Origin of the sequence: Enterobacter ludwigii, assembly GCA_023023105.1 — a bacterium.
In the GTDB taxonomy this organism is placed as follows: domain Bacteria; phylum Pseudomonadota; class Gammaproteobacteria; order Enterobacterales; family Enterobacteriaceae; genus Enterobacter; species Enterobacter adelaidei.
The window spans coordinates 1,706,485-1,724,354 of sequence record CP083824.1; the positions used below are offsets into that span (position 1 = coordinate 1,706,485).

The 17,870-nt window shown below is 53.0% G+C and carries 18 protein-coding genes and 1 pseudogene; 7 read left to right on the top strand and 12 right to left on the bottom strand.

What is annotated here, in order from left to right; translation table 11 throughout:
- The first annotated feature begins 247 nt into the window (after window positions 1–247).
- The 3 genes from mdoG to LCD46_08110 all read left to right on the top strand — a co-directional run bounded on the left by mdoG (window position 248) and on the right by LCD46_08110 (window position 4,633).
- Window positions 248–1,801 (top strand): glucans biosynthesis protein MdoG, encoded by a 1,554-nt coding sequence (gene mdoG, locus LCD46_08100; protein UOY72256.1) that lies wholly within the window; start codon window positions 248–250, stop codon window positions 1,799–1,801.
- A complete protein-coding gene (gene mdoH, locus LCD46_08105) occupies window positions 1,794–4,322 on the top strand; it encodes a glucans biosynthesis glucosyltransferase MdoH (protein ID UOY72257.1) in 2,529 nt (842 codons plus the stop codon). The genes mdoG and mdoH overlap by 8 nt, the downstream gene beginning before the upstream one ends.
- Before the next feature lie 83 nt (window positions 4,323–4,405).
- Complete coding sequence (locus LCD46_08110; GenBank protein ID UOY72258.1) at window positions 4,406–4,633, top strand: YceK/YidQ family lipoprotein; 228 nt, start codon at window positions 4,406–4,408, stop codon at window positions 4,631–4,633.
- 6 nt (window positions 4,634–4,639) lie between these two features.
- On the opposite strand, the gene LCD46_08115 is transcribed toward LCD46_08110, so the two are convergent.
- The 3 genes from LCD46_08115 to LCD46_08125 form a co-directional block, all read right to left on the bottom strand.
- On the bottom strand, window positions 4,640–5,014 hold the full coding sequence (locus tag LCD46_08115; protein ID UOY72259.1) for a secY/secA suppressor protein: 375 nt from the start codon (window positions 5,012–5,014) through the stop codon (window positions 4,640–4,642).
- 97 nt (window positions 5,015–5,111) lie between these two features.
- A complete protein-coding gene (gene mdtG, locus LCD46_08120; protein UOY72260.1) occupies window positions 5,112–6,329 on the bottom strand; it encodes a multidrug efflux MFS transporter MdtG in 1,218 nt (405 codons plus the stop codon).
- A gap of 140 nt (window positions 6,330–6,469) precedes the next feature.
- Window positions 6,470–7,396 (bottom strand): LpxL/LpxP family Kdo(2)-lipid IV(A) lauroyl/palmitoleoyl acyltransferasee, encoded by a 927-nt coding sequence (locus LCD46_08125; GenBank protein ID UOY72261.1) that lies wholly within the window; start codon window positions 7,394–7,396, stop codon window positions 6,470–6,472.
- A gap of 222 nt (window positions 7,397–7,618) precedes the next feature.
- On the opposite strand from LCD46_08125, the gene LCD46_08130 reads away from it, so the two are divergent.
- Window positions 7,619–8,668: a rhodanese-related sulfurtransferase gene (locus LCD46_08130; GenBank protein ID UOY72262.1), complete on the top strand. Its 1,050-nt coding sequence runs from the start codon at window positions 7,619–7,621 to the stop codon at window positions 8,666–8,668.
- A gap of 41 nt (window positions 8,669–8,709) precedes the next feature.
- Here LCD46_08130 and LCD46_08135 read toward each other — a convergent pair whose 3' ends face one another.
- From LCD46_08135 to mdtH, 9 genes are all read right to left on the bottom strand, one after another.
- Window positions 8,710–9,285, bottom strand: a complete 576-nt coding sequence (locus tag LCD46_08135) for a YceI family protein (protein UOY72263.1) — start codon at window positions 9,283–9,285, stop codon at window positions 8,710–8,712.
- A gap of 1 nt (window position 9,286) precedes the next feature.
- Window positions 9,287–9,853 carry a cytochrome b gene (locus LCD46_08140; protein UOY72264.1) on the bottom strand — a complete coding sequence of 189 codons (567 nt, stop codon included), beginning with the start codon at window positions 9,851–9,853 and terminating at the stop codon, window positions 9,287–9,289.
- Between the two features lie 207 nt (window positions 9,854–10,060).
- Complete coding sequence (locus LCD46_08145; protein ID UOY72265.1) at window positions 10,061–10,174, bottom strand: YceO family protein; 114 nt, start codon at window positions 10,172–10,174, stop codon at window positions 10,061–10,063.
- 60 nt (window positions 10,175–10,234) lie between these two features.
- Window positions 10,235–11,353 (bottom strand): N-methyl-L-tryptophan oxidase, encoded by a 1,119-nt coding sequence (gene solA / locus LCD46_08150; GenBank protein ID UOY72266.1) that lies wholly within the window; start codon window positions 11,351–11,353, stop codon window positions 10,235–10,237.
- Between the two features lie 116 nt (window positions 11,354–11,469).
- On the bottom strand, window positions 11,470–11,724 hold the full coding sequence (gene bssS, locus LCD46_08155; protein ID UOY72267.1) for a biofilm formation regulator BssS: 255 nt from the start codon (window positions 11,722–11,724) through the stop codon (window positions 11,470–11,472).
- A 274-nt stretch (window positions 11,725–11,998) separates the two neighbouring features.
- A complete protein-coding gene (dinI, locus tag LCD46_08160) occupies window positions 11,999–12,244 on the bottom strand; it encodes a DNA damage-inducible protein I (GenBank protein ID UOY72268.1) in 246 nt (81 codons plus the stop codon).
- 74 nt (window positions 12,245–12,318) lie between these two features.
- Window positions 12,319–13,365 carry a dihydroorotase gene (pyrC, locus tag LCD46_08165; GenBank protein UOY72269.1) on the bottom strand — a complete coding sequence of 349 codons (1,047 nt, stop codon included), beginning with the start codon at window positions 13,363–13,365 and terminating at the stop codon, window positions 12,319–12,321.
- Between the two features lie 126 nt (window positions 13,366–13,491).
- Window positions 13,492–14,052 (bottom strand): lipoprotein, encoded by a 561-nt coding sequence (locus LCD46_08170; protein ID UOY72270.1) that lies wholly within the window; start codon window positions 14,050–14,052, stop codon window positions 13,492–13,494.
- 125 nt (window positions 14,053–14,177) lie between these two features.
- Complete coding sequence (gene mdtH, locus LCD46_08175; protein UOY72271.1) at window positions 14,178–15,386, bottom strand: multidrug efflux MFS transporter MdtH; 1,209 nt, start codon at window positions 15,384–15,386, stop codon at window positions 14,178–14,180.
- Between the two features lie 236 nt (window positions 15,387–15,622).
- Between mdtH and rimJ the strand changes: the two genes are divergently transcribed.
- The 3 genes and pseudogenes from rimJ to LCD46_08190 all read left to right on the top strand — a co-directional run bounded on the left by rimJ (window position 15,623) and on the right by LCD46_08190 (window position 17,793).
- Window positions 15,623–16,207: a ribosomal protein S5-alanine N-acetyltransferase gene (gene rimJ, locus LCD46_08180; protein UOY72272.1), complete on the top strand. Its 585-nt coding sequence runs from the start codon at window positions 15,623–15,625 to the stop codon at window positions 16,205–16,207.
- A 9-nt stretch (window positions 16,208–16,216) separates the two neighbouring features.
- On the top strand, window positions 16,217–16,867 hold the full coding sequence (locus LCD46_08185) for a YceH family protein (protein ID UOY72273.1): 651 nt from the start codon (window positions 16,217–16,219) through the stop codon (window positions 16,865–16,867).
- A 2-nt stretch (window positions 16,868–16,869) separates the two neighbouring features.
- Window positions 16,870–17,793: pseudogene (locus LCD46_08190) on the top strand (Gfo/Idh/MocA family oxidoreductase).
- Window positions 17,794–17,870 lie beyond the last annotated feature (77 nt).

Here is a 17,870-nt window from a genome sequence, read left to right on the forward strand (position 1 = left end):
TGTGCATTCTCAGACTTTTCGTCTTATCCCTAAGACTCATAATGGTTACATTCGAAGCCAACCCTACACCAAGACCGACACCCTGTCTCCAGGATAAGCACGTAAAGTGAATCGCGGGTTCTTTCATTTGCTTAATCCATGAGCCAGCAGCTGAACAAAGCAGTGATAATGTTGTCGGATTGCCTGAGTTTCCATTAAAATGGATCGGATCGATATAAGCACACAAAGGGGGAAGTGCTTACTTATTATGAAACATAAACCACAGATGATGAAAATGCGTTGGTTAGGTGCTGCAGTCGTGTTATCACTGTATACCTCATCGGCACTGGCCTTTAACATCGATGATGTCGCAAAACAGGCAAAATCGATGGCAGGCAAGAGCTACGAAGCGCCGAAAAGTAACTTGCCCTCCGTTTTCCGCGACATGAAGTATGCGGACTATCAGCAGATCCAGTTCAATCACGACAAAGCGTACTGGAACACTATTAAGACCCCGTTCAAGCTTGAGTTTTATCATCAGGGTATGTACTTCGACACGCCTGTTGCCATCAATGAAGTGACGGCAACGGCTGTACGTAAGATCAAGTACAGCCCGGATTATTTTAATTTCGGCGATGTGCAACACGACAAAGATACGGTGAAAGACCTGGGCTTCGCAGGCTTCAAGGTGCTTTACCCGATCAACAGCAAAGATAAAAACGATGAAATCGTCAGTATGCTTGGTGCCAGCTACTTCCGTGTGATCGGCGCGGGGCAGGTATACGGGCTTTCTGCGCGCGGTCTGGCTATTGATACCGCGCTGCCATCAGGTGAAGAGTTTCCACGTTTTCGCGAGTTCTGGATTGAACGTCCAAAACCAACGGACAAACGTCTGACCATTTACGCGCTGCTGGATTCCCCACGTGCAACCGGTGCTTATCGCTTTGTGATTATGCCGGGTCGTGACACGGTGGTTGACGTGCAGTCTAAAGTTTACCTGCGTGACAAAGTGGGCAAACTGGGTGTTGCACCGCTGACCAGTATGTTCCTGTTTGGGCCAAACCAGCCGTCACCGGCAACGAACTTCCGCCCGGAACTGCACGATTCCAATGGCCTGTCTATTCATGCCGGTAACGGTGAGTGGATCTGGCGTCCGCTGAATAACCCGAAACATCTGGCCGTAAGTAGTTTTGCGATGGAAAATCCGCAAGGTTTTGGCCTCCTGCAACGTGGTCGTCAGTTCTCCCGCTTTGAAGATCTGGACGATCGTTATGACCTGCGTCCAAGTGCCTGGGTCACGCCGAAAGGTGACTGGGGTAAAGGGAAGGTTGAGCTGGTTGAAATTCCAACCAACGATGAAACTAACGATAACATCGTGGCTTACTGGACACCGGATCAGCTGCCGGAAGCCGGTAAAGAGATGAACTTCAAGTACACCATTACCTTCAGCCGCGACGAAGATAAGCTGCATGCGCCTGATAGCGCGTATGTTGTGCAGACTCGCCGCTCAACGGGGGATGTGAAACAGTCTAATCTTATCCGTCAGCCTGACGGCACTGTGGCCTTTGTTGTGGACTTCACAGGCCAGGATATGAAGAAACTGTCACCGGATACCGCCGTTGCTGCTCAGGCCAGCATTGGGGATAACGGTGAAATCGTTGAGAATACCGTGCGTTACAACCCGATAACGAAGGGCTGGCGTCTGACTCTGCGTGTGAAAGTGAAAGATCCGAAGCAGACCACTGAAATGCGTGCTGCGCTGGTCAGTGACGATCAGCCGCTGAGTGAAACCTGGAGCTACCAGCTACCTGCCAATGAATAATACATCTGAATATATTGATGCCATGCCGCTGACGGATATCGAAAAAGCGGCACTGCCTAAGAGCGACATCCGCGCGGTTCATACCGCGCTGGATGGTGAACATCATCAGTTTTCCCGGGATGATGATACGCCGCTGGGGTCAGTTAAGGCTCGTCTGGAGCAGGCATGGCCGGACTCGCTGGCAGAAGGGCAGTTGATTAAAGACGACGAAGGACGCGATCAGCTTCAGGCAATGCCGAAGGCTACGCGTTCCTCGATGTTCCCCGATCCGTGGCGTACCAACCCGGTTGGCCGCTTCTGGGATCGTCTGCGTGGACGTGATGTAACGCCGCGCTATCTGTCTCGCCTGACGAAAGAAGAGCAGGCTTCTGAACAGAAATGGCGTACCGTGGGGACAATCCGTCGTTACATCCTGCTGCTTCTGACGCTGGCACAGACGGTTGTCGCGACCTGGTATATGAAAACCATTCTGCCTTACCAGGGCTGGGCGTTCATCAACCCGACTGACATGATGGGCCAGGATCTCTGGGTCTCCTTTATGCAGTTGCTGCCGTATATCCTTCAGAGCGGCATCCTCCTGCTGTTCGCTGTCCTGTTCTGCTGGGTATCGGCCGGTTTCTGGACCGCACTGATGGGCTTCCTGCAGCTGCTGATGGGGCGTGACAAATACAGCATTTCCGCGTCAACGGTTGGGGATGAACCCCTTAATCCTGAGCACCGTACTGCGCTGATTATGCCTATCTGTAACGAAGACGTTGACCGCGTATTTGCGGGGCTGCGTGCGACCTGGGAGTCCGTTAAGGCGACCGGAAACGCGGAGCATTTCGACGTTTACATCCTGAGCGACAGCTACAACCCGGATATCTGCGTTGCAGAGCAAAAAGCCTGGATGGAACTGATTGCGGAAGTGCAGGGCGAAGGCCAGATCTTCTACCGCCGCCGTCGTCGTCGTGTGAAGCGTAAAAGCGGCAACATTGATGACTTCTGCCGTCGCTGGGGTAACCAGTACAGCTACATGGTGGTGCTGGATGCTGACTCCGTCATGAGCGGTGACTGCCTGAGCGGTCTGGTGCGTCTGATGGAAGCCAACCCGAACGCCGGTATTATTCAGTCATCGCCGAAAGCATCCGGTATGGACACGCTCTATGCGCGCTGTCAGCAGTTCGCCACCCGTGTTTACGGGCCGCTGTTTACTGCGGGTCTGCATTTCTGGCAGTTGGGCGAATCGCACTACTGGGGCCACAACGCCATTATCCGCGTGAAGCCGTTCATTGAACACTGTGCGCTGGCACCGTTGCCGGGTGAAGGTTCGTTTGCCGGCTCTATTCTGTCGCATGACTTCGTAGAAGCGGCGCTGATGCGTCGTGCTGGCTGGGGCGTCTGGATTGCCTACGACCTGCCGGGATCGTACGAAGAGCTACCGCCGAACCTGCTGGATGAGCTTAAACGTGACCGCCGCTGGTGTCATGGTAACCTGATGAACTTCCGCCTGTTCCTGGTAAAAGGGATGCACCCGGTTCACCGTGCGGTGTTCCTGACGGGCGTGATGTCTTATCTCTCCGCACCGCTGTGGTTTATGTTCCTTGCGCTCTCCACTGCGCTGCAGGTGGTGCATGCCCTGACTGAGCCACAATACTTCCTGCAACCGCGCCAGCTGTTCCCGGTGTGGCCGCAGTGGCGTCCGGAACTGGCGATTGCGCTGTTTGCCTCCACCATGGTGCTGCTGTTCCTGCCTAAGCTGCTCAGCATCATCCTGATATGGTGCAAAGGCTCGAAAGAGTACGGCGGTTTCTGCCGCGTGACCCTTTCACTCCTGCTGGAAGTGCTGTTCTCCGTACTGCTGGCGCCGGTGCGTATGCTGTTCCATACCGTGTTTGTGGTCAGTGCGTTCCTGGGCTGGGAAGTGGTCTGGAATTCACCGCAGCGTGATGACGACTCCACGCCGTGGAGTGAAGCCTTTATGCGCCACGGTTCTCAGCTGCTGCTGGGCCTGGTGTGGGCGGCGGGGATGGCGTGGCTGGATCTGCGCTTCCTGTTCTGGCTGGCGCCGATTGTCTTCTCGTTGATTCTGTCTCCGTTTGTATCGGTCATCTCCAGCCGCTCAACGGTTGGCCTGCGTACCAAACGCTGGAAGCTGTTCCTGATCCCGGAAGAGTATTCCCCGCCGCAGGTACTGGTCGACACCGACAAATATCTGGAGCAGAACCGCAATCGCACGCTGGATGATGGTTTTATGCACGCCGTGTTTAACCCGTCGTTCAACGCGCTGGCAACGGCGATGGCGACAGCACGCCATCGTGCCAGCCAGGTGCTGGAGATTGCCCGCGATCGTCACGTTGAGCAGGCGCTGAACGAGACCCCGGAAAAACTCAATCGCGACCGCCGTCTGGTCCTGTTGAGCGACCCTGTCACGATGGCGCGTCTTCACTACCGCGTGTGGTCCGCTCCGGAGAGATACTCTTCGTGGGTAAATTACTATAAAGAACTGAAACTGAACCCGCTGGCGTTGAAGGCGAAGTAAGTTGTTAAGTAGAGTGGGTAGCGAAGCGCCACCCGCCAAATAAAATACCGGCTTAATCGCCGGTATTTTTTTAGAGGTTTGAGATGAAAATTATCATCGTCGTCATGATGGCATGCCTGCTTAGCGGCTGCGGCAGCATCATCAGTCGCACCATTCCAGGGCAGGGCCACGGTAATCAGTACTACCCGGGTGTGAAATGGGATGTTCGTGATTCCGCGTGGCGCTATCTTACCGTGCTTGATTTACCGTTTTCGCTGATTTTCGACACGCTGCTGCTGCCGATCGATGCCAGCCACGGCCCTTACGAATAGCGTAAATTAACGCTCGTCCCACTCATCAGCTGCGGTTTGACCCTCTTCCGTATCCAGCGGTGGCTCGAGCTGAAACTCGCCCTCATCCCACTCGTGCAGGGTGTTCTCCTCCAGCCATTCCTGCTGCAGTTCGATTTCATCATAGTCGCCGTCAAAAACGGCCTGCGCACCTTCACCACTTAATATCGGCAAACATTCTCCTTCTTCCCCTTCATCGGCAAAGAATTCGGCCTGCCACATAATATCCCCATCCTGCAGAACGTATTTTTGGATATTAAGTTGTTGCACGTCAGCATCTTCTTCTTCAACGCCGGGGTTATCGGCGAGGAACTCTTCACGAGCGGCATCAATAGCTTCTTCCAGCGTGGCGTACATGGTCATTGGTGTCTCCCTGTTTTCCAGAAGGTTTCAGGGAAATAATAGCTGAATATAAGATCCTGCAAGTATGAATGCGAAAATAAGCTGTCAGGCGTTCGTGTTATTCAGCCACCGGTCGTAACGCACGGGATAAACTGAACCACGAGTAAATTGCATTGAACAGCACCACGCCCGCCGTCACGATAAAGACGGCGCGAAAACCGAAGCTTGCAGAAATGCCTGCCCCGATAAGCGGCCCGGTCACGTTACCGATGTCACGAAATGACTGGTTATAGCTAAAGATACGCCCGGCTATCTGATTCGTGGAGTTGTAGACCAGCAGGGTCTGAACGGCGGGGAGTAACGCCCCGTCGGCAGCGCCCAGCAAAAAGCGCAGAACGCCCAGCTGCCACGGGGATTGCACCATCGACATAGGGATAAGCAGCAGAACGGAAATCACCAGCGCGCAGATCAGGATCTTTTCCGGACCCACCCGGTCCCCCAGTTTGCCTAGTCTCGGGGCGCTAAGTAGCGCCGCCACGCCGGGAACGGAAGCAATTAGCCCGCTGATGAACGCAATATTGTTGACGTTACCGGCCAGGTCGCGAACGTACAGCGTCAGAATGGGGGCAATCGAACCGGTAGCTACCTGAATAATCAGGGTCGTCACGAACAGGCTCAGCACCAGTCTGGGGTTTTTAAGTGAGGTAAGAACATCCCTTGCGTGAAGCATCTCTTTTTTGGCGACAGGCGTGAAGTTTTCCCGAATACAGATCAACGTGACGACAAAGCACAGGAAAAGCACGCTGGCGGTGATGAAAAAGACGGGCCGCAAGCCGTAATTATCCGCCAGCAATCCGCCGGCCAGTGGCCCCAGCAAGGCACCACTCACGCCACCCGTTGAAAGCGTTCCCAGTGCCCAGCCGCTCTTGCGACGCGGAATTTGGGTGGCTATCAGGGCATTCGCATTGGGAATAAATCCACCGAGCAAGCCCAGTAATGCGCGTAAAATCAGGAACTGCCAGACGTTTTGCGCAATACCCATCAAAGCCATGATGATGGCCATCCCCAGCGCCGAACGTAGCAGCATAATTTTACGCCCCTTACGGTCGGCAAGGCCGCCCCAGAAGGGTGAGGCAATCGCGGAAAAGAGAAACGTGACGCTGAACACCAGGCCAGACCACATATTGAGCGCGCTATGGCCCGTTACGCCCAGTTGCTCGACGTAGAGAGGCAGGAAAGGCATGACCAGGCTAAACGCCGCACCGGTAAGAAAACAACCAAACCATGCAACTGTGAGGTTACGTTTCCAGTTTATGGGGGCATCTGAGGGTGACATAACAATCCGCATAATGAGGTGCAGAACACCTGAGGCATGAAGTAATAAGCCTGCTAATTATGCGCCTGGGTTATGATTGCTGCAATGAGGAGGAGCTTTAAATGCTAAAACAGCATGCGGCCATGAAGACCGCATGCGAGTTAATACCGGGAAGGCGTGCCCTGTGGCCGCGTTTTAAAGCGACGGTGCAACCACATATACTGTTCCGGCGCGAGCATGATGCACTTCTCCACAACGCCGTTCATCCAGCGAGCAGTGGTCTCTGCATCATCCAGCGGCGGCGCGAGTTCAGGTTCCAGCATAATCAGCTCGTAACCAGACCCATCCGGTTTACGACGGGGAACAAAGGGCACGATCGCGGCTTTAGACATCCGCGCCAGCATCCAGGTGCCGGTTGTTGTGGCGGCTTCTTCAACAGCAAAGAAGGGGACAAATACGCTGGATTGCGGACCATAGTCGTGGTCAGGGGCGTACCAGACCACTTCACCGGATTTAAGCGCGCGTATCATGCCCTTCAGATCTTTACGGTCGATCATGCTTTTGTTGGAACGCATACGGCCGTTGGTCTGGATTAAATCGATGACCGGGTTATCGTTGGGGCGATAAACGCCAATACCCGGTGCCTGCATGCCAAACATTCGCGCCCCGATTTCCAGCGTCAGAAAATGCACGCCAATCAGCAGGACACCTGTCTGATTCGCCTGCAGCGTATGCACTGGCTCCATGCCGGTTCCTGTCACTTCGCTCCAGCGCGCCATACGTTTGTCCGGCCAAAACCACGCCATACCGGTTTCCATAAGCCCCATACCGACAGATTCGAAATTTTTCGAGACCATGTCATGTCGTTCTGACTCGCTCATCTGCGGAAAGCACAACTCAAGGTTGCGGTACGCAATTGTGGCACGACGCTTCATCAACTTTTGCGCGATATGGCCCAGAGATTTACCCAACCAGAAAATAACAGGGTAGGGAAGTTGCACCAGAAGCCATAAAAAGCCAATGCCAAGCCAGGTCAACCAATAGCGGGGATGCAAAAGGGCGACGGTAAATTTGGGTAACTGGGTCATGTCTTTCCTGTGTTCTAACGTCCTGTTTCGCTATTGTCTCATTTTTTGAGACATAGCCAAAATATCTGCGTTCGAAACGTGCACGAATACAGCAATTGTTAAGCCTGATTAACCAGGGCGAGTGAAATGTAGCGTAAATTGTGTGGATGTAAATTAACTTTGTTTGCTATATCATGCCGACCGATTTTTCATTCTCTCTAACGATCCCAGGACTTGTACACCATGCCAGTGTTACACAACCGCGTTTCGAATGAGATGTTAAAAGCGCGTATGTTGGCTGAAACCGAACCGCGCACAACCATCTCATTCTACAAATATTTCACGATCAACGATCCGCAAGCGACTCGCGATGAACTTTACCAGGCATTCACCACGCTGAATGTCTTTGGACGCGTCTACCTTGCTCACGAAGGGATCAACGCGCAGATTAGCGTACCGGAAAGTAAAGTAAATGCTTTCCGTGATTTCCTTTACCGCTTCGATCCTGCACTTGATGGCTTACGCCTGAACATTGCCCTGGACGATGACGGGAAATCGTTTTGGGTGCTGCGCATGAAGGTGCGTGAACGCATCGTGGCCGATGGCATTGACGATCCTGAGTTTAATCCGGCGGATGTCGGTGATTACCTGAAGGCCGCAGAAGTGAACGCAATGCTGGACGATCCGGAGGCCGTGTTCATTGATATGCGTAACCACTACGAGTACGAAGTGGGGCATTTCGAAAATGCGATGGAAATCCCGGCTGATACTTTCCGCGAGCAACTGCCCAAAGCGGTTGAGATGATGCAGGAACATAAAGATAAAAAAATCGTTATGTACTGCACCGGTGGCATCCGCTGCGAGAAGGCCAGCGCGTGGATGAAACACAACGGGTTTAATAAGGTCTGGCACATTGAAGGCGGCATTATCGAGTACGCCCGCCGTGCCCGTGAGCAGGGTTTGCCGGTGCGCTTTATCGGTAAAAACTTTGTTTTTGACGAGCGAATGGGTGAGCGTATTTCTGAGGACGTGATTGCTCAGTGCCACCAGTGCGGCGCACCGTGCGATACCCATACCAACTGTAAAAATGACGGTTGTCATCTGCTGTTCATTCAGTGTCCGACCTGTGCTGAGAAGTTTAACGGCTGCTGTAGCGAACTGTGCAGTGAAGAGAGCATTCTGCCGGAAGAAGAGCAGCGTCGCCGTCGGGCTGGACGGGAAAATGGCAATAAGATTTTCAATAAATCTCGCGGTCGCCTGAATACCAAACTGGGTATCCCCGACCCGGAATAATGGTAACGCCCGGCAAGGTGAAAACCTGCCGGGCGAATTTATTATTTCTGCTGAACCCCTTCGACAGAAATAACCAGCTCGACATCCTGAGATGCCGGGCCTAAATCCGTTGTGATATTGAAATCTTTCAGATGAATTTTACCCGTTGCTTCAAAACCTGCACGTTTACCGCCCCACGGATCGTCACCCTGACCAATTAATTTAGCATCAAGCGTGACCGGTTTGGTTACGCCGTTAAGCGTCAGGTTGCCGGTAATATTCAGCTTATCGCCGTCTTTCTTCACCTCAGTAGAAGTGAAGGTCGCCTGCGGGAATTTCGCGACGTTGAGGAACTCTCCACTGCGCAGGTGTTTATCGCGCTCCGCGTGGTTCGTGTCGACGCTGTTCGTATTAATCGTCACTTTGACTTTATCGGCCGCGGGATTTTTTTCGTCAAAGGTGAACGTGCCGTCAAAATCCTTAAAGGTACCGTACAGCCAGCTATATCCAAGATGCTGAATACGGAAATTGACGAAAGCATGTTGGCCCTCTTTATCAATTTTATAATCAGCCGCCACGGCGGAACCGGTGGTAAATAACAGAGAACCCAGTGCGATACCCAGCAGGTGTTTTTTCATTTTATACTCCAGAGTCAACTGACGAGCGGCCAAGCATGCGCTTTAGCGTATCGTCTTTATCAATAAAGTGGTGTTTAAGGGCGGCAAGCCCGTGCAGTACAGACAGGATCACGACGCTCCATGCCAGCCAGAGGTGAATGACTCCGGCAGTGTCAGCCTGAGAGCCCGCGTCGCTAAGCGTCGCCGGGACGTCAAAAATGCCAAAGACGCTAATCGGTTTGCCGTCTGCCGTCGAGATGAGATAGCCGCTAATGAGGATGGCGAAGAGCAGCGCGTAGAGTGCAACGTGCGCGGCAACGGCACTAATGCGAGTCAATTTACTGTGGGTCTTCGGTGCGCTGGGCGGTGGAGAAATATGTCGCCAAATCACGCGAATTATCAGCCCCAGCATCAACAGAACGCCAATGCTTTTATGTAACTCCGGTGCCTGATGATACCAGCCATCATAATAGCTGAGTGTCACCATCCAGAGCCCCAGTCCGAACATAGCGTAGACGGCAATAGCAAATATCCAGTGCAAAGCTATGGATATTATTCCATAGCGCCGGGGTGAGTTACGTAATTGCATCAGAATGTCCATTTTCAAATTAACCGAAGGGTAAAAATGAACGGGAAGGTGTGATATTGCAACTGAAATAAATGTATATTGATTTTTATTTTATTTATTTCAGCGATTTTGAAAAGAAATGAAAAGGTAATTCAATCTCTTCGTGCAAGATGAAATTGAGACTTTCAATATAACTAAATTAATGTCAATTATTGTCAGCGTGGCTTTTCAATAAAATACAATGTAAACAAAATCAATAATGGCCAACAGTGTCCACAATAAGATATAGAGCATAAAATGCTCGCGAATATTATTCATAAGAAAGTTAACGATCCTGCGCATAACGCTCCGCAATGCAGTATGAATGAAACGGGCTCAGGAATGTCCGGAGCCCGTTAGGGATTATCTGTTAAAACGCGAGAGTGAGAAGGGGCTCAGATCAAACTGTGGCGTGATACCCTGAGCAAACTGCGCGGCGATTTCGCCCAGCACGGAAGCAAACTTAAAGCCGTGGCCGCTCAGTCCTGTGATGAGCAGAGTGTTGTCATGCCCCGGCAGCGTATCAATGATAAAGTCTTCATCTGGCGTGTTGTCGTAGGTACAGGCCGCGCCATACAGCAAGCCGCCGATGCCTGGAAGAATATTGCGCAGGAACGAGAAGGCCTCTGACCCATCCTGTGGGTAAGCGCCGAAGGGTTTACGCTCCTCAGGGGAGGAGATAGCCTGGCCCCCGTTGTGTTTACCGATTTTCAGTGCGTCTTTTTCTGACGGGAAGCCGTAGAACTGGTCGCCGTTGGGTAATTCGCCGGTGAAGGCCGGGAATTTATTCTGGGCGCTGTAACGACCATCCGACTGGAACCAGGAGAAGACCTTGCGCACCGGCTGGATCGGCAGAGCGGGCAGCAGGCGGGTAACCCAGGTTCCCGCGCTGACCAGCAGGCGATCCGCGGAATATTCACCGTCAAGGGTCGCTACCGTGACGCCATTATCGTCATGGGTGATGGCGTCTACCGGACAGTTGAACAGCTGCGCGCAGCCTGCCTTCGCGGCAAGCTCGATCCAGGTCTTGATCGCCGTTTCGCAATGCAGCACCCCGGAGTGGGCTTCAAAGAGGCCGATATAATCTTCCGGGACGGTAATTTCGGGCCAGCGCGCGGTAATACCCGTCGCGTCCAGCTTCTCAACGTCCAGATTAAAAGCTTTTGCGCTGCGTTCGACGTTGGCGAGAAAATCAGAACTAGCCGGGCCGAGGTTGATCACCCCTGTGCGCTCGAAAATGCGATCTTCAGTCTGTTTCGCCAGGTCATCCCACAGCGCCTGTGCGCGGAGCACCAGCGGAACATAGCGCTCACCTTCACCATACGCATGGCGTATGAGTCGGGTGTCGCCATGATGGCTACCCTCTGTATGAGGAGGGCGGTGGGCATCAATCATCAGGACGTTCAGCCCTGCCTGTGTCGCATAATATCCGGCGGCAGAACCTACGGAGCCGCTACCAATAATGATTAAGTCGTATCTCATATGCATCTCGTAAACTCACGTTATGTGAGCAGAGTAATTAACAACGCGGGGTTAGACAAGGGTGAAATAAATAAGGCACCGCAAGGGTGCCTGTTGAGTGAAAGGTTGGCATTCGTTTAGTGCCGCTTATACTCATTTTCCTGATAGTCGCCAGATTCTATTTTTGCAATACCTGCCTCTAAAATAGAAATAAACTGACGAGCGACGTCTGTTGTTAGCCACAGCGTCTGTCCAACTTCCGCTTCTTCACGGTTGAGTTGATTCGGGGTTTGGTAGTGCAAACGCAGCATCAGTGCATCGTAGCTATCTACGGTACTGATATCCCAGCCTACAAGCGGATGGGTCTGGATGACTTCACTATTCTTTTCCATTATAACCCCCTTAATGCGTGTTAGAAGACAACGGCTCTGAGGTTCAATGCATGTTTTTCTGAAGCTTTTTCAGTATACCAAGTAATAAGGGTTTCGACGGTAAAAATAAACAGGTAGCAACACATTTTTCTGCTTTTTAGGATTGTTCGAACAATAAAACACCATCTCGTTCACGATTTTTAAAGAAGATATCGGAATAATTTGAACTTTCAGAATTTTCAGGCGAAAAAAAAGCCGGGGCGACCCGGCAAAAAAACACAATGAGGGAGCAGTATTAATCTGTGATGAACCAGTCGTCAGCGCTTTCCCATGTTTCTTGCAGAATTTCGCTGATGCGATCTTTATCTTCTTTCGCAGCACCAATGACGGAGAGGTTGTTTGCTGTCGCATAACGAACCGTTACGGCACCGGTATTGTCGGGAAAGGTGTTGTTAATTCGACGGGATAATTCCCCTGCCAGCGCATCCAGCGCGCCAACAGGCAGGACGGTGGTTTTGGCTATGGTGACTTCAATACGCATAAATGCCCCCTGTGTAATATACTGTTTATTTATACAGGTATATTATCGATTTGACAACAAGGGGCACTGAATATTTAGCGTTTTACTGTCCAGTGAACGGTTTCGCCCGCCAGGAATGGGACCAGAGTGTCATCCGTCAGGGCAATGGATTCCTCAACCTGGCTTGCTTTACGCTCCAGTTCGATGAAGGTGTCATTGACCGGCAGACCATAGAAGCGCGGGCCGTTGAGGGAGCAGAACGCTTCAAAATGCTGCAGTGCGTTCATCTCTTCAAACACGGTCGCGTAGCTTGCGAGGGCGGTTGGGGCGTTGAAGCAGCCCGCGCAGCCGCAGCTTGCCTCTTTACGATGGCGGGCGTGAGGCGCGGAATCGGTACCGAGGAACGCGCGAGAGAACCCGCTGGCTACCAGCTCGCGCAGGGCCTGCTGGTGAATGTTGCGCTTGAGGATCGGCAGGCAGTACAGGTGCGGACGTACACCGCCCACGAGCATGTGGTTACGGTTAAACATCAGATGCTGAGGGGTGATGGTGGCGGCAATAAGATCGTTGCCGTCACGCACATACTCTGCCGCGTCTTTGGTGGTGATGTGTTCGAACACGACTTTAAGCGCAGGCAGTCGCTGGCGCAGCGGTTCCATCACGGTCTCAATAAAGCGGGCTTCACGGTCAAAGATGTCAATCTCGGCGTGGGTGACTTCACCATGTACCAGCAGCGGCATGCCCAGTTTCTGCATGCGTTCCAGCACCGGCATGATGGCATCAATACTGGTGACACCGTGGCTGGAGTTAGTGGTGGCATTCGCCGGGTAGAGTTTTGCCGCAGTGAATACACCTTCGTTAAAACCGCGCTCTACTTCGTTCGGATCCAGTGAGTCGGTCAGGTAGCAGGTCATCAATGGGGTAAAATCATGCCCTGCGGGAACGGCATCAAGGATGCGCTGGCGATATGCGATTGCGGCATCGACGGTGGTGACTGGCGGAACCAGGTTAGGCATGACAATCGCGCGACCATAAATTTCGCTGGTATAGGGCACGACGGTTTTCAGCATATCGCCATCACGCAGATGGATATGCCAGTCGTCTGGGCGGCGGATTTTAAGAACCTGGGGTTGTGCAGTCATGGAAGCTCCGGCTTGTCAGGAATCAGTCATTAGGATGGCTGTTTTTGCCGGACACAAATCATAAGCGGAAACGTTTTCGTTTGCACACTTTTCCGTAAAAAAAAGGGCGCCTCAGCGCCCTTCAGGTTAATCGGTGAAAGGAATGACAATTTCTCCCGGTTTCACCTCTATCCCTTTTGCATATTTTTTCGCAAGAGCTTCACCCTTGCTCTTGTCTTCACTTAAGACATACGCAGGCTGCTGATTAAAATAATTACGCAGCGACTGGTTCAGATAGGGCATCAGAGTTTGCAGAACCGGAGCCATCTTATCCGGGGAAACCTGAGCATCGACCACTTCCATCTCCTGCAGGAAAATCGCGCCTTTCTCTTTATTGAAAACGGGAAGGGCCTTCAGTTTGAGCTTAATGTTAGCTTTCTGGTTGCCAAAGAGAGAAGACATATCAAGATCTGCATCTCCTGCCAGAGTGACTTTGTTTGGCTCTTCACGTCCAATCTGGCTGGTGAGATTGGAAAGGACGATATGTGCGTCGGCAAGCCCTGGCACGCCAATGTCTTTAGAGAAATTGTTATGTTTTTCCAGCGCCTGATTAATTTCCTGTTCACTGACGGTATATTGCGTTAGCTGGTTACAGCCAACCAGCAGACCGCTGACAATCAATGCTGCGGCGAAAACAATTTTCTTCATAGTGTTCCTCAACGAAAAATCGGCGCTTCTGTCCTGTGACGTCAGTATGTCAGTGTGAAATTGCAGAAACCAGCAGAAAAAACTGAGAAATGGGAGCGGGAGTGTACTCCCGCTCAAGGGAAGTGCTACGCGCCAGGCTCGAGCATGCCGCTCGCGCTGCGTTTCTGGCTGAACTGCCACCACAGGGCCAGCAGTGTGATTAAACCCACCACGCCGAGCATCATCCAGGGCAGTTCGGGTTGATTCAGGGCTTTACCGGCATCAAATAACCAACCGCCGCCGGTGTAACCTAATGCGCCGCCAAGCGCCAGCCCCAGCCGGCTGAACCCCATATAGCTGCCACGCGCCCGCGCATCCGCAAGCGAAGCGCTCAGCGTTTCACGGGCGGGCTCGGCGATGATAGAACCAATATAGAACGTGCAAATCAGCGTAAACAGTTGCTGAAGGGAGTTCACCAGGCCGATCGGCATCATGCTCAGCGTCATCAGGAACAGCCCGGCCATCAGGCGATGCTCCAGACGAAAACGCCGTTCGCTCCAGCGGGCAATCGGATACAGCAGCGTCAACGACAGGCAGGCTTCGATGGCATACATCCATTTGACGGCAGCTGGGGTTCCCGCAATGTCGTTAACCATGATCGGCAGCATCAGCATCACCTGTACGGCGAGCATGTAGTAACCCGTCAGGGTTAACACGTACGTGACGAAACGCTTGTCGCGCAGCACACGACCGAGGCCTTCCCGGACGGGGGCTTTGACCGTCGACAGTTTCCAGGCAGGCAGGAACAGGCCATTAAACAGCGCGCACAGAATAAAGAGCACCGCACCAGCGGCGCACACCAGACGGAAGTCATACTGCAGCAGCCAGCTTCCCAGCAGCGCGCCGATAACCGCACCCGCACTGTCCTGCATCATCAGAATCGAGAAGAAACGCCCTCTGTGCTGCGGACGAATGAGCTTCACCACCAGCGCAGTGCGTGGCGGATCAAACAGCGTGCCCCCGATACCGGAAAGGAAGCAGGAGAACCACAGCAGCCAGGGCTCCTGAGCGACCGCCATCGTGGCAAAACCTGCCGCGCGAAGCAGCATACCGGTAACGATCATTGGTTTCGCGCCAAAACGGTCAGCGATGGCGCCACCAAAGACACCGAGACCCTGCTGGACAAACTGGCGTAACCCCAGGGCAATGCCAACCATCAATGCCGCCCAGCCCATTTGATCGACAAAACGAATCGAGATAAGGGGGAATACGACAAAAAAGCCGAGCACGACCAGCATGTTATCGACGAGCAGGAAATATTTACCCAGGCTCCTGGCCTGTGATACGCGGGACATTTTCCCTCCGGGGAAAATAAGAAGGTGAGCACGCTAACATTCTGCGGTGTCATTCCGCTTTTTCCCACCCCTGTACGTGACAATATTTTTTTATCAAAAGGGTGCTTTGATAGAGAGTTCTCATCGAAAATGGTGAAAAGAGGGCAAAATGGTATGTCACTGTTTTCACAGACGGCGCAGGCGCAGGTATAGTAAAGCTAATGGGTAAACAGAAGTGACGGGAAGGAGTGGGATCGATGTTTGGCTATCGCAGTAATGTGCCAAAAGTGCGTCTGACAACGGACAGGCTGGTCGTTCGTCTGGTGCATGAGCGTGATGCCTGGCGTCTGGCGGACTATTACGCCGAGAATCGCCAGTTTTTAAAACCCTGGGAACCCGTTCGGGATGAGAGCCATTGTTACCCTTCTGGCTGGCAGGCTCGTCTCAGCATGATTGCGGAATTTCACAAGCAGGGAAGTGCTTTCTATTTTGCGCTGCTGGATCCCGAGGAGAAAGAGATCATTGGGATTGCCAATTTTTCCAACGTGGTGCGGGGATCGTTTCACGCCTGTTACCTTGGCTACTCCATCGGCCAGAAATGGCAGGGACAGGGGCTAATGTACGAGGCGCTAACGGTGGCTATTCGCTATATGCAGCGCACGCAACATATCCATCGCATTATGGCGAACTACATGCCGCATAATCAGCGTAGCGGTAATTTGCTGGCGCGATTAGGGTTCGAGAAAGAGGGCTACGCCAAAGATTATCTGTTGATAGACGGAGAATGGCGTGACCACATTCTGACAGCATTAACCACCCGGGACTGGACTGCAGGTCGTTAAGGAGAAAAGATGAAATATCAGCTAAGCGGTACCGAAGCGCGCGTGATTGGGTGCTTACTCGAAAAACAGGTCACCACGCCAGAGCAGTACCCGCTCTCTGTCAATGCCGTGACGATGGCCTGCAATCAGAAAACCAACCGTGAGCCAGTCATGAACCTGAGTGAACACGAAGTTCAGGATGTGCTGGATGAGTTGGTCAAACGGCACTACCTGCGGACCGTCAGCGGCTTCGGTAACCGTGTGACGAAATATGAGCAGCGTTTCTGTAATTCCGAATTTGGCAATCTGAAGTTGAGCGCCGCAGAAGTCGCGGTGATTACCACGCTGTTGCTGCGCGGGGCGCAAACGCCGGGTGAGCTGCGTACTCGTGCTTCCCGCATGCATGAGTTTGCGGATATGCAGGAAGTAGAGCAGGTTCTGGAAGGGCTGGCCTCGCGTGAAGAGGGGCCTTATGTGGTGCGTCTGGCGCGCGAGCCAGGTAAACGTGAAAGCCGCTATATGCATCTGTTCAGCGGCGAAGTTGATATTTCAGTAAAGTCTCTGGTAACCGATGTAAGTGTTGAACAAGATGATTTGGTTACGCGCGTGGCAGCGCTGGAAGACGAGGTCGCAGGACTGAAACAGCGTCTGGATGCGTTGCTGGCACACCTGGGAGACTAAGGATGAAAAAATTACGCGTAGGCGTGGTGGGTCTGGGCGGCATCGCGCAAAAAGCCTGGCTACCGGTATTGGGTGCGGCGACGGACTGGACGCTTCAGGGGGCGTGGTCACCGAATCGCGAGAAGGCCGAGCGGATCTGCGAAACGTGGCGCATCCCTTATGCCAATTCTCTTCAGGATTTAGCCCACGAGTGCGATGCGGTTTTTGTTCATACCTCAACGGCAACCCACTATCAGGTGGTGAGTGAGCTACTCCATGCAGGGGTTCATGTATGTGTGGATAAGCCGCTGGCTGAAAATGTCCAGGACGCGGAACGGCTGATTGAGCTGGCGGCGCGTAAAAAACTGACGCTGATGGTGGGTTTCAACCGCCGCTTCGCGCCACTTTACCAACAGCTGAAAGCGCAGTCCGGCAGTCTGGCCTCGCTCCGTATGGATAAACACCGTACCGACAGTATCGGACCCAACGATTTACGCTTCACGCTGCTGGATGACTATCTGCACGTCGTGGACACGGCGCTGTGGCTCAGTAACGGTAATGCGCAGCTGCAAAGCGGGACGCTCCTGACGAATGAGCAGGGTTAGATGGTCTATGCCGAACATCACTTCGCGATTGACCATCTGCAGGTAACGACCAGCATGCATCGTCGTGCGGGCAGTCAGCGTGAGTCCGTTCAGGCGGTGACTGACGGTGCGCTTTACGAAATCACCGATATGCGTGAGTGGCGGGAAGAGAAGGGCAACGGCGTGGTGACGCTTCCGGCGCCTGGCTGGCAGAGCACCCTGGAGCAGCGCGGGTTCGCAGGATGTGCCCGCCACTTTATCACCTGCGTGCAAAATCAGACGGTTCCTGAAACCTCCGGCGAGCAGGCCATTATGGCGCAACGCATTGTGGAGCGGCTCTGGCGAGAGGCGATGAGTGAATAATTCGCTGTAACATCTGCGGATAGTAATTCGTTGAAATCCGGGTAGACTAAGCGCCGGTTGTTGGTTTCGCCGGGTGG

Excerpts from the sequence above, each read along its gene's own strand:
- solA (UOY72266.1), bottom strand. The coding sequence starts at position 11,353 with ATGAGATACGACTTAATCATTATTGGTAGCGGCTCCGTAGGTTCTGCC.
- LCD46_08170 (UOY72270.1), bottom strand. The coding sequence starts at position 14,052 with ATGAAGAAAATTGTTTTCGCCGCAGCATTGATTGTCAGCGGTCTGCTG.
- mdoH (UOY72257.1), top strand. The coding sequence starts at position 1,794 with ATGAATAATACATCTGAATATATTGATGCCATGCCGCTGACGGATATC.
- mdtH (UOY72271.1), bottom strand. The coding sequence starts at position 15,386 with ATGTCCCGCGTATCACAGGCCAGGAGCCTGGGTAAATATTTCCTGCTC.
- rimJ (UOY72272.1), top strand. The coding sequence starts at position 15,623 with ATGTTTGGCTATCGCAGTAATGTGCCAAAAGTGCGTCTGACAACGGAC.
- dinI (UOY72268.1), bottom strand. The coding sequence starts at position 12,244 with ATGCGTATTGAAGTCACCATAGCCAAAACCACCGTCCTGCCTGTTGGC.
- LCD46_08110 (UOY72258.1), top strand. The coding sequence starts at position 4,406 with ATGAAAATTATCATCGTCGTCATGATGGCATGCCTGCTTAGCGGCTGC.
- LCD46_08115 (UOY72259.1), bottom strand. The coding sequence starts at position 5,014 with ATGACCATGTACGCCACGCTGGAAGAAGCTATTGATGCCGCTCGTGAA.
- LCD46_08135 (UOY72263.1), bottom strand. The coding sequence starts at position 9,285 with ATGAAAAAACACCTGCTGGGTATCGCACTGGGTTCTCTGTTATTTACC.
- bssS (UOY72267.1), bottom strand. The coding sequence starts at position 11,724 with ATGGAAAAGAATAGTGAAGTCATCCAGACCCATCCGCTTGTAGGCTGG.
- LCD46_08130 (UOY72262.1), top strand. The coding sequence starts at position 7,619 with ATGCCAGTGTTACACAACCGCGTTTCGAATGAGATGTTAAAAGCGCGT.
- pyrC (UOY72269.1), bottom strand. The coding sequence starts at position 13,365 with ATGACTGCACAACCCCAGGTTCTTAAAATCCGCCGCCCAGACGACTGG.
- LCD46_08140 (UOY72264.1), bottom strand. The coding sequence starts at position 9,853 with ATGCAATTACGTAACTCACCCCGGCGCTATGGAATAATATCCATAGCT.
- LCD46_08145 (UOY72265.1), bottom strand. The coding sequence starts at position 10,174 with ATGCGCAGGATCGTTAACTTTCTTATGAATAATATTCGCGAGCATTTT.
- LCD46_08125 (UOY72261.1), bottom strand. The coding sequence starts at position 7,396 with ATGACCCAGTTACCCAAATTTACCGTCGCCCTTTTGCATCCCCGCTAT.
- mdtG (UOY72260.1), bottom strand. The coding sequence starts at position 6,329 with ATGTCACCCTCAGATGCCCCCATAAACTGGAAACGTAACCTCACAGTT.
- mdoG (UOY72256.1), top strand. The coding sequence starts at position 248 with ATGAAACATAAACCACAGATGATGAAAATGCGTTGGTTAGGTGCTGCA.
- LCD46_08185 (UOY72273.1), top strand. The coding sequence starts at position 16,217 with ATGAAATATCAGCTAAGCGGTACCGAAGCGCGCGTGATTGGGTGCTTA.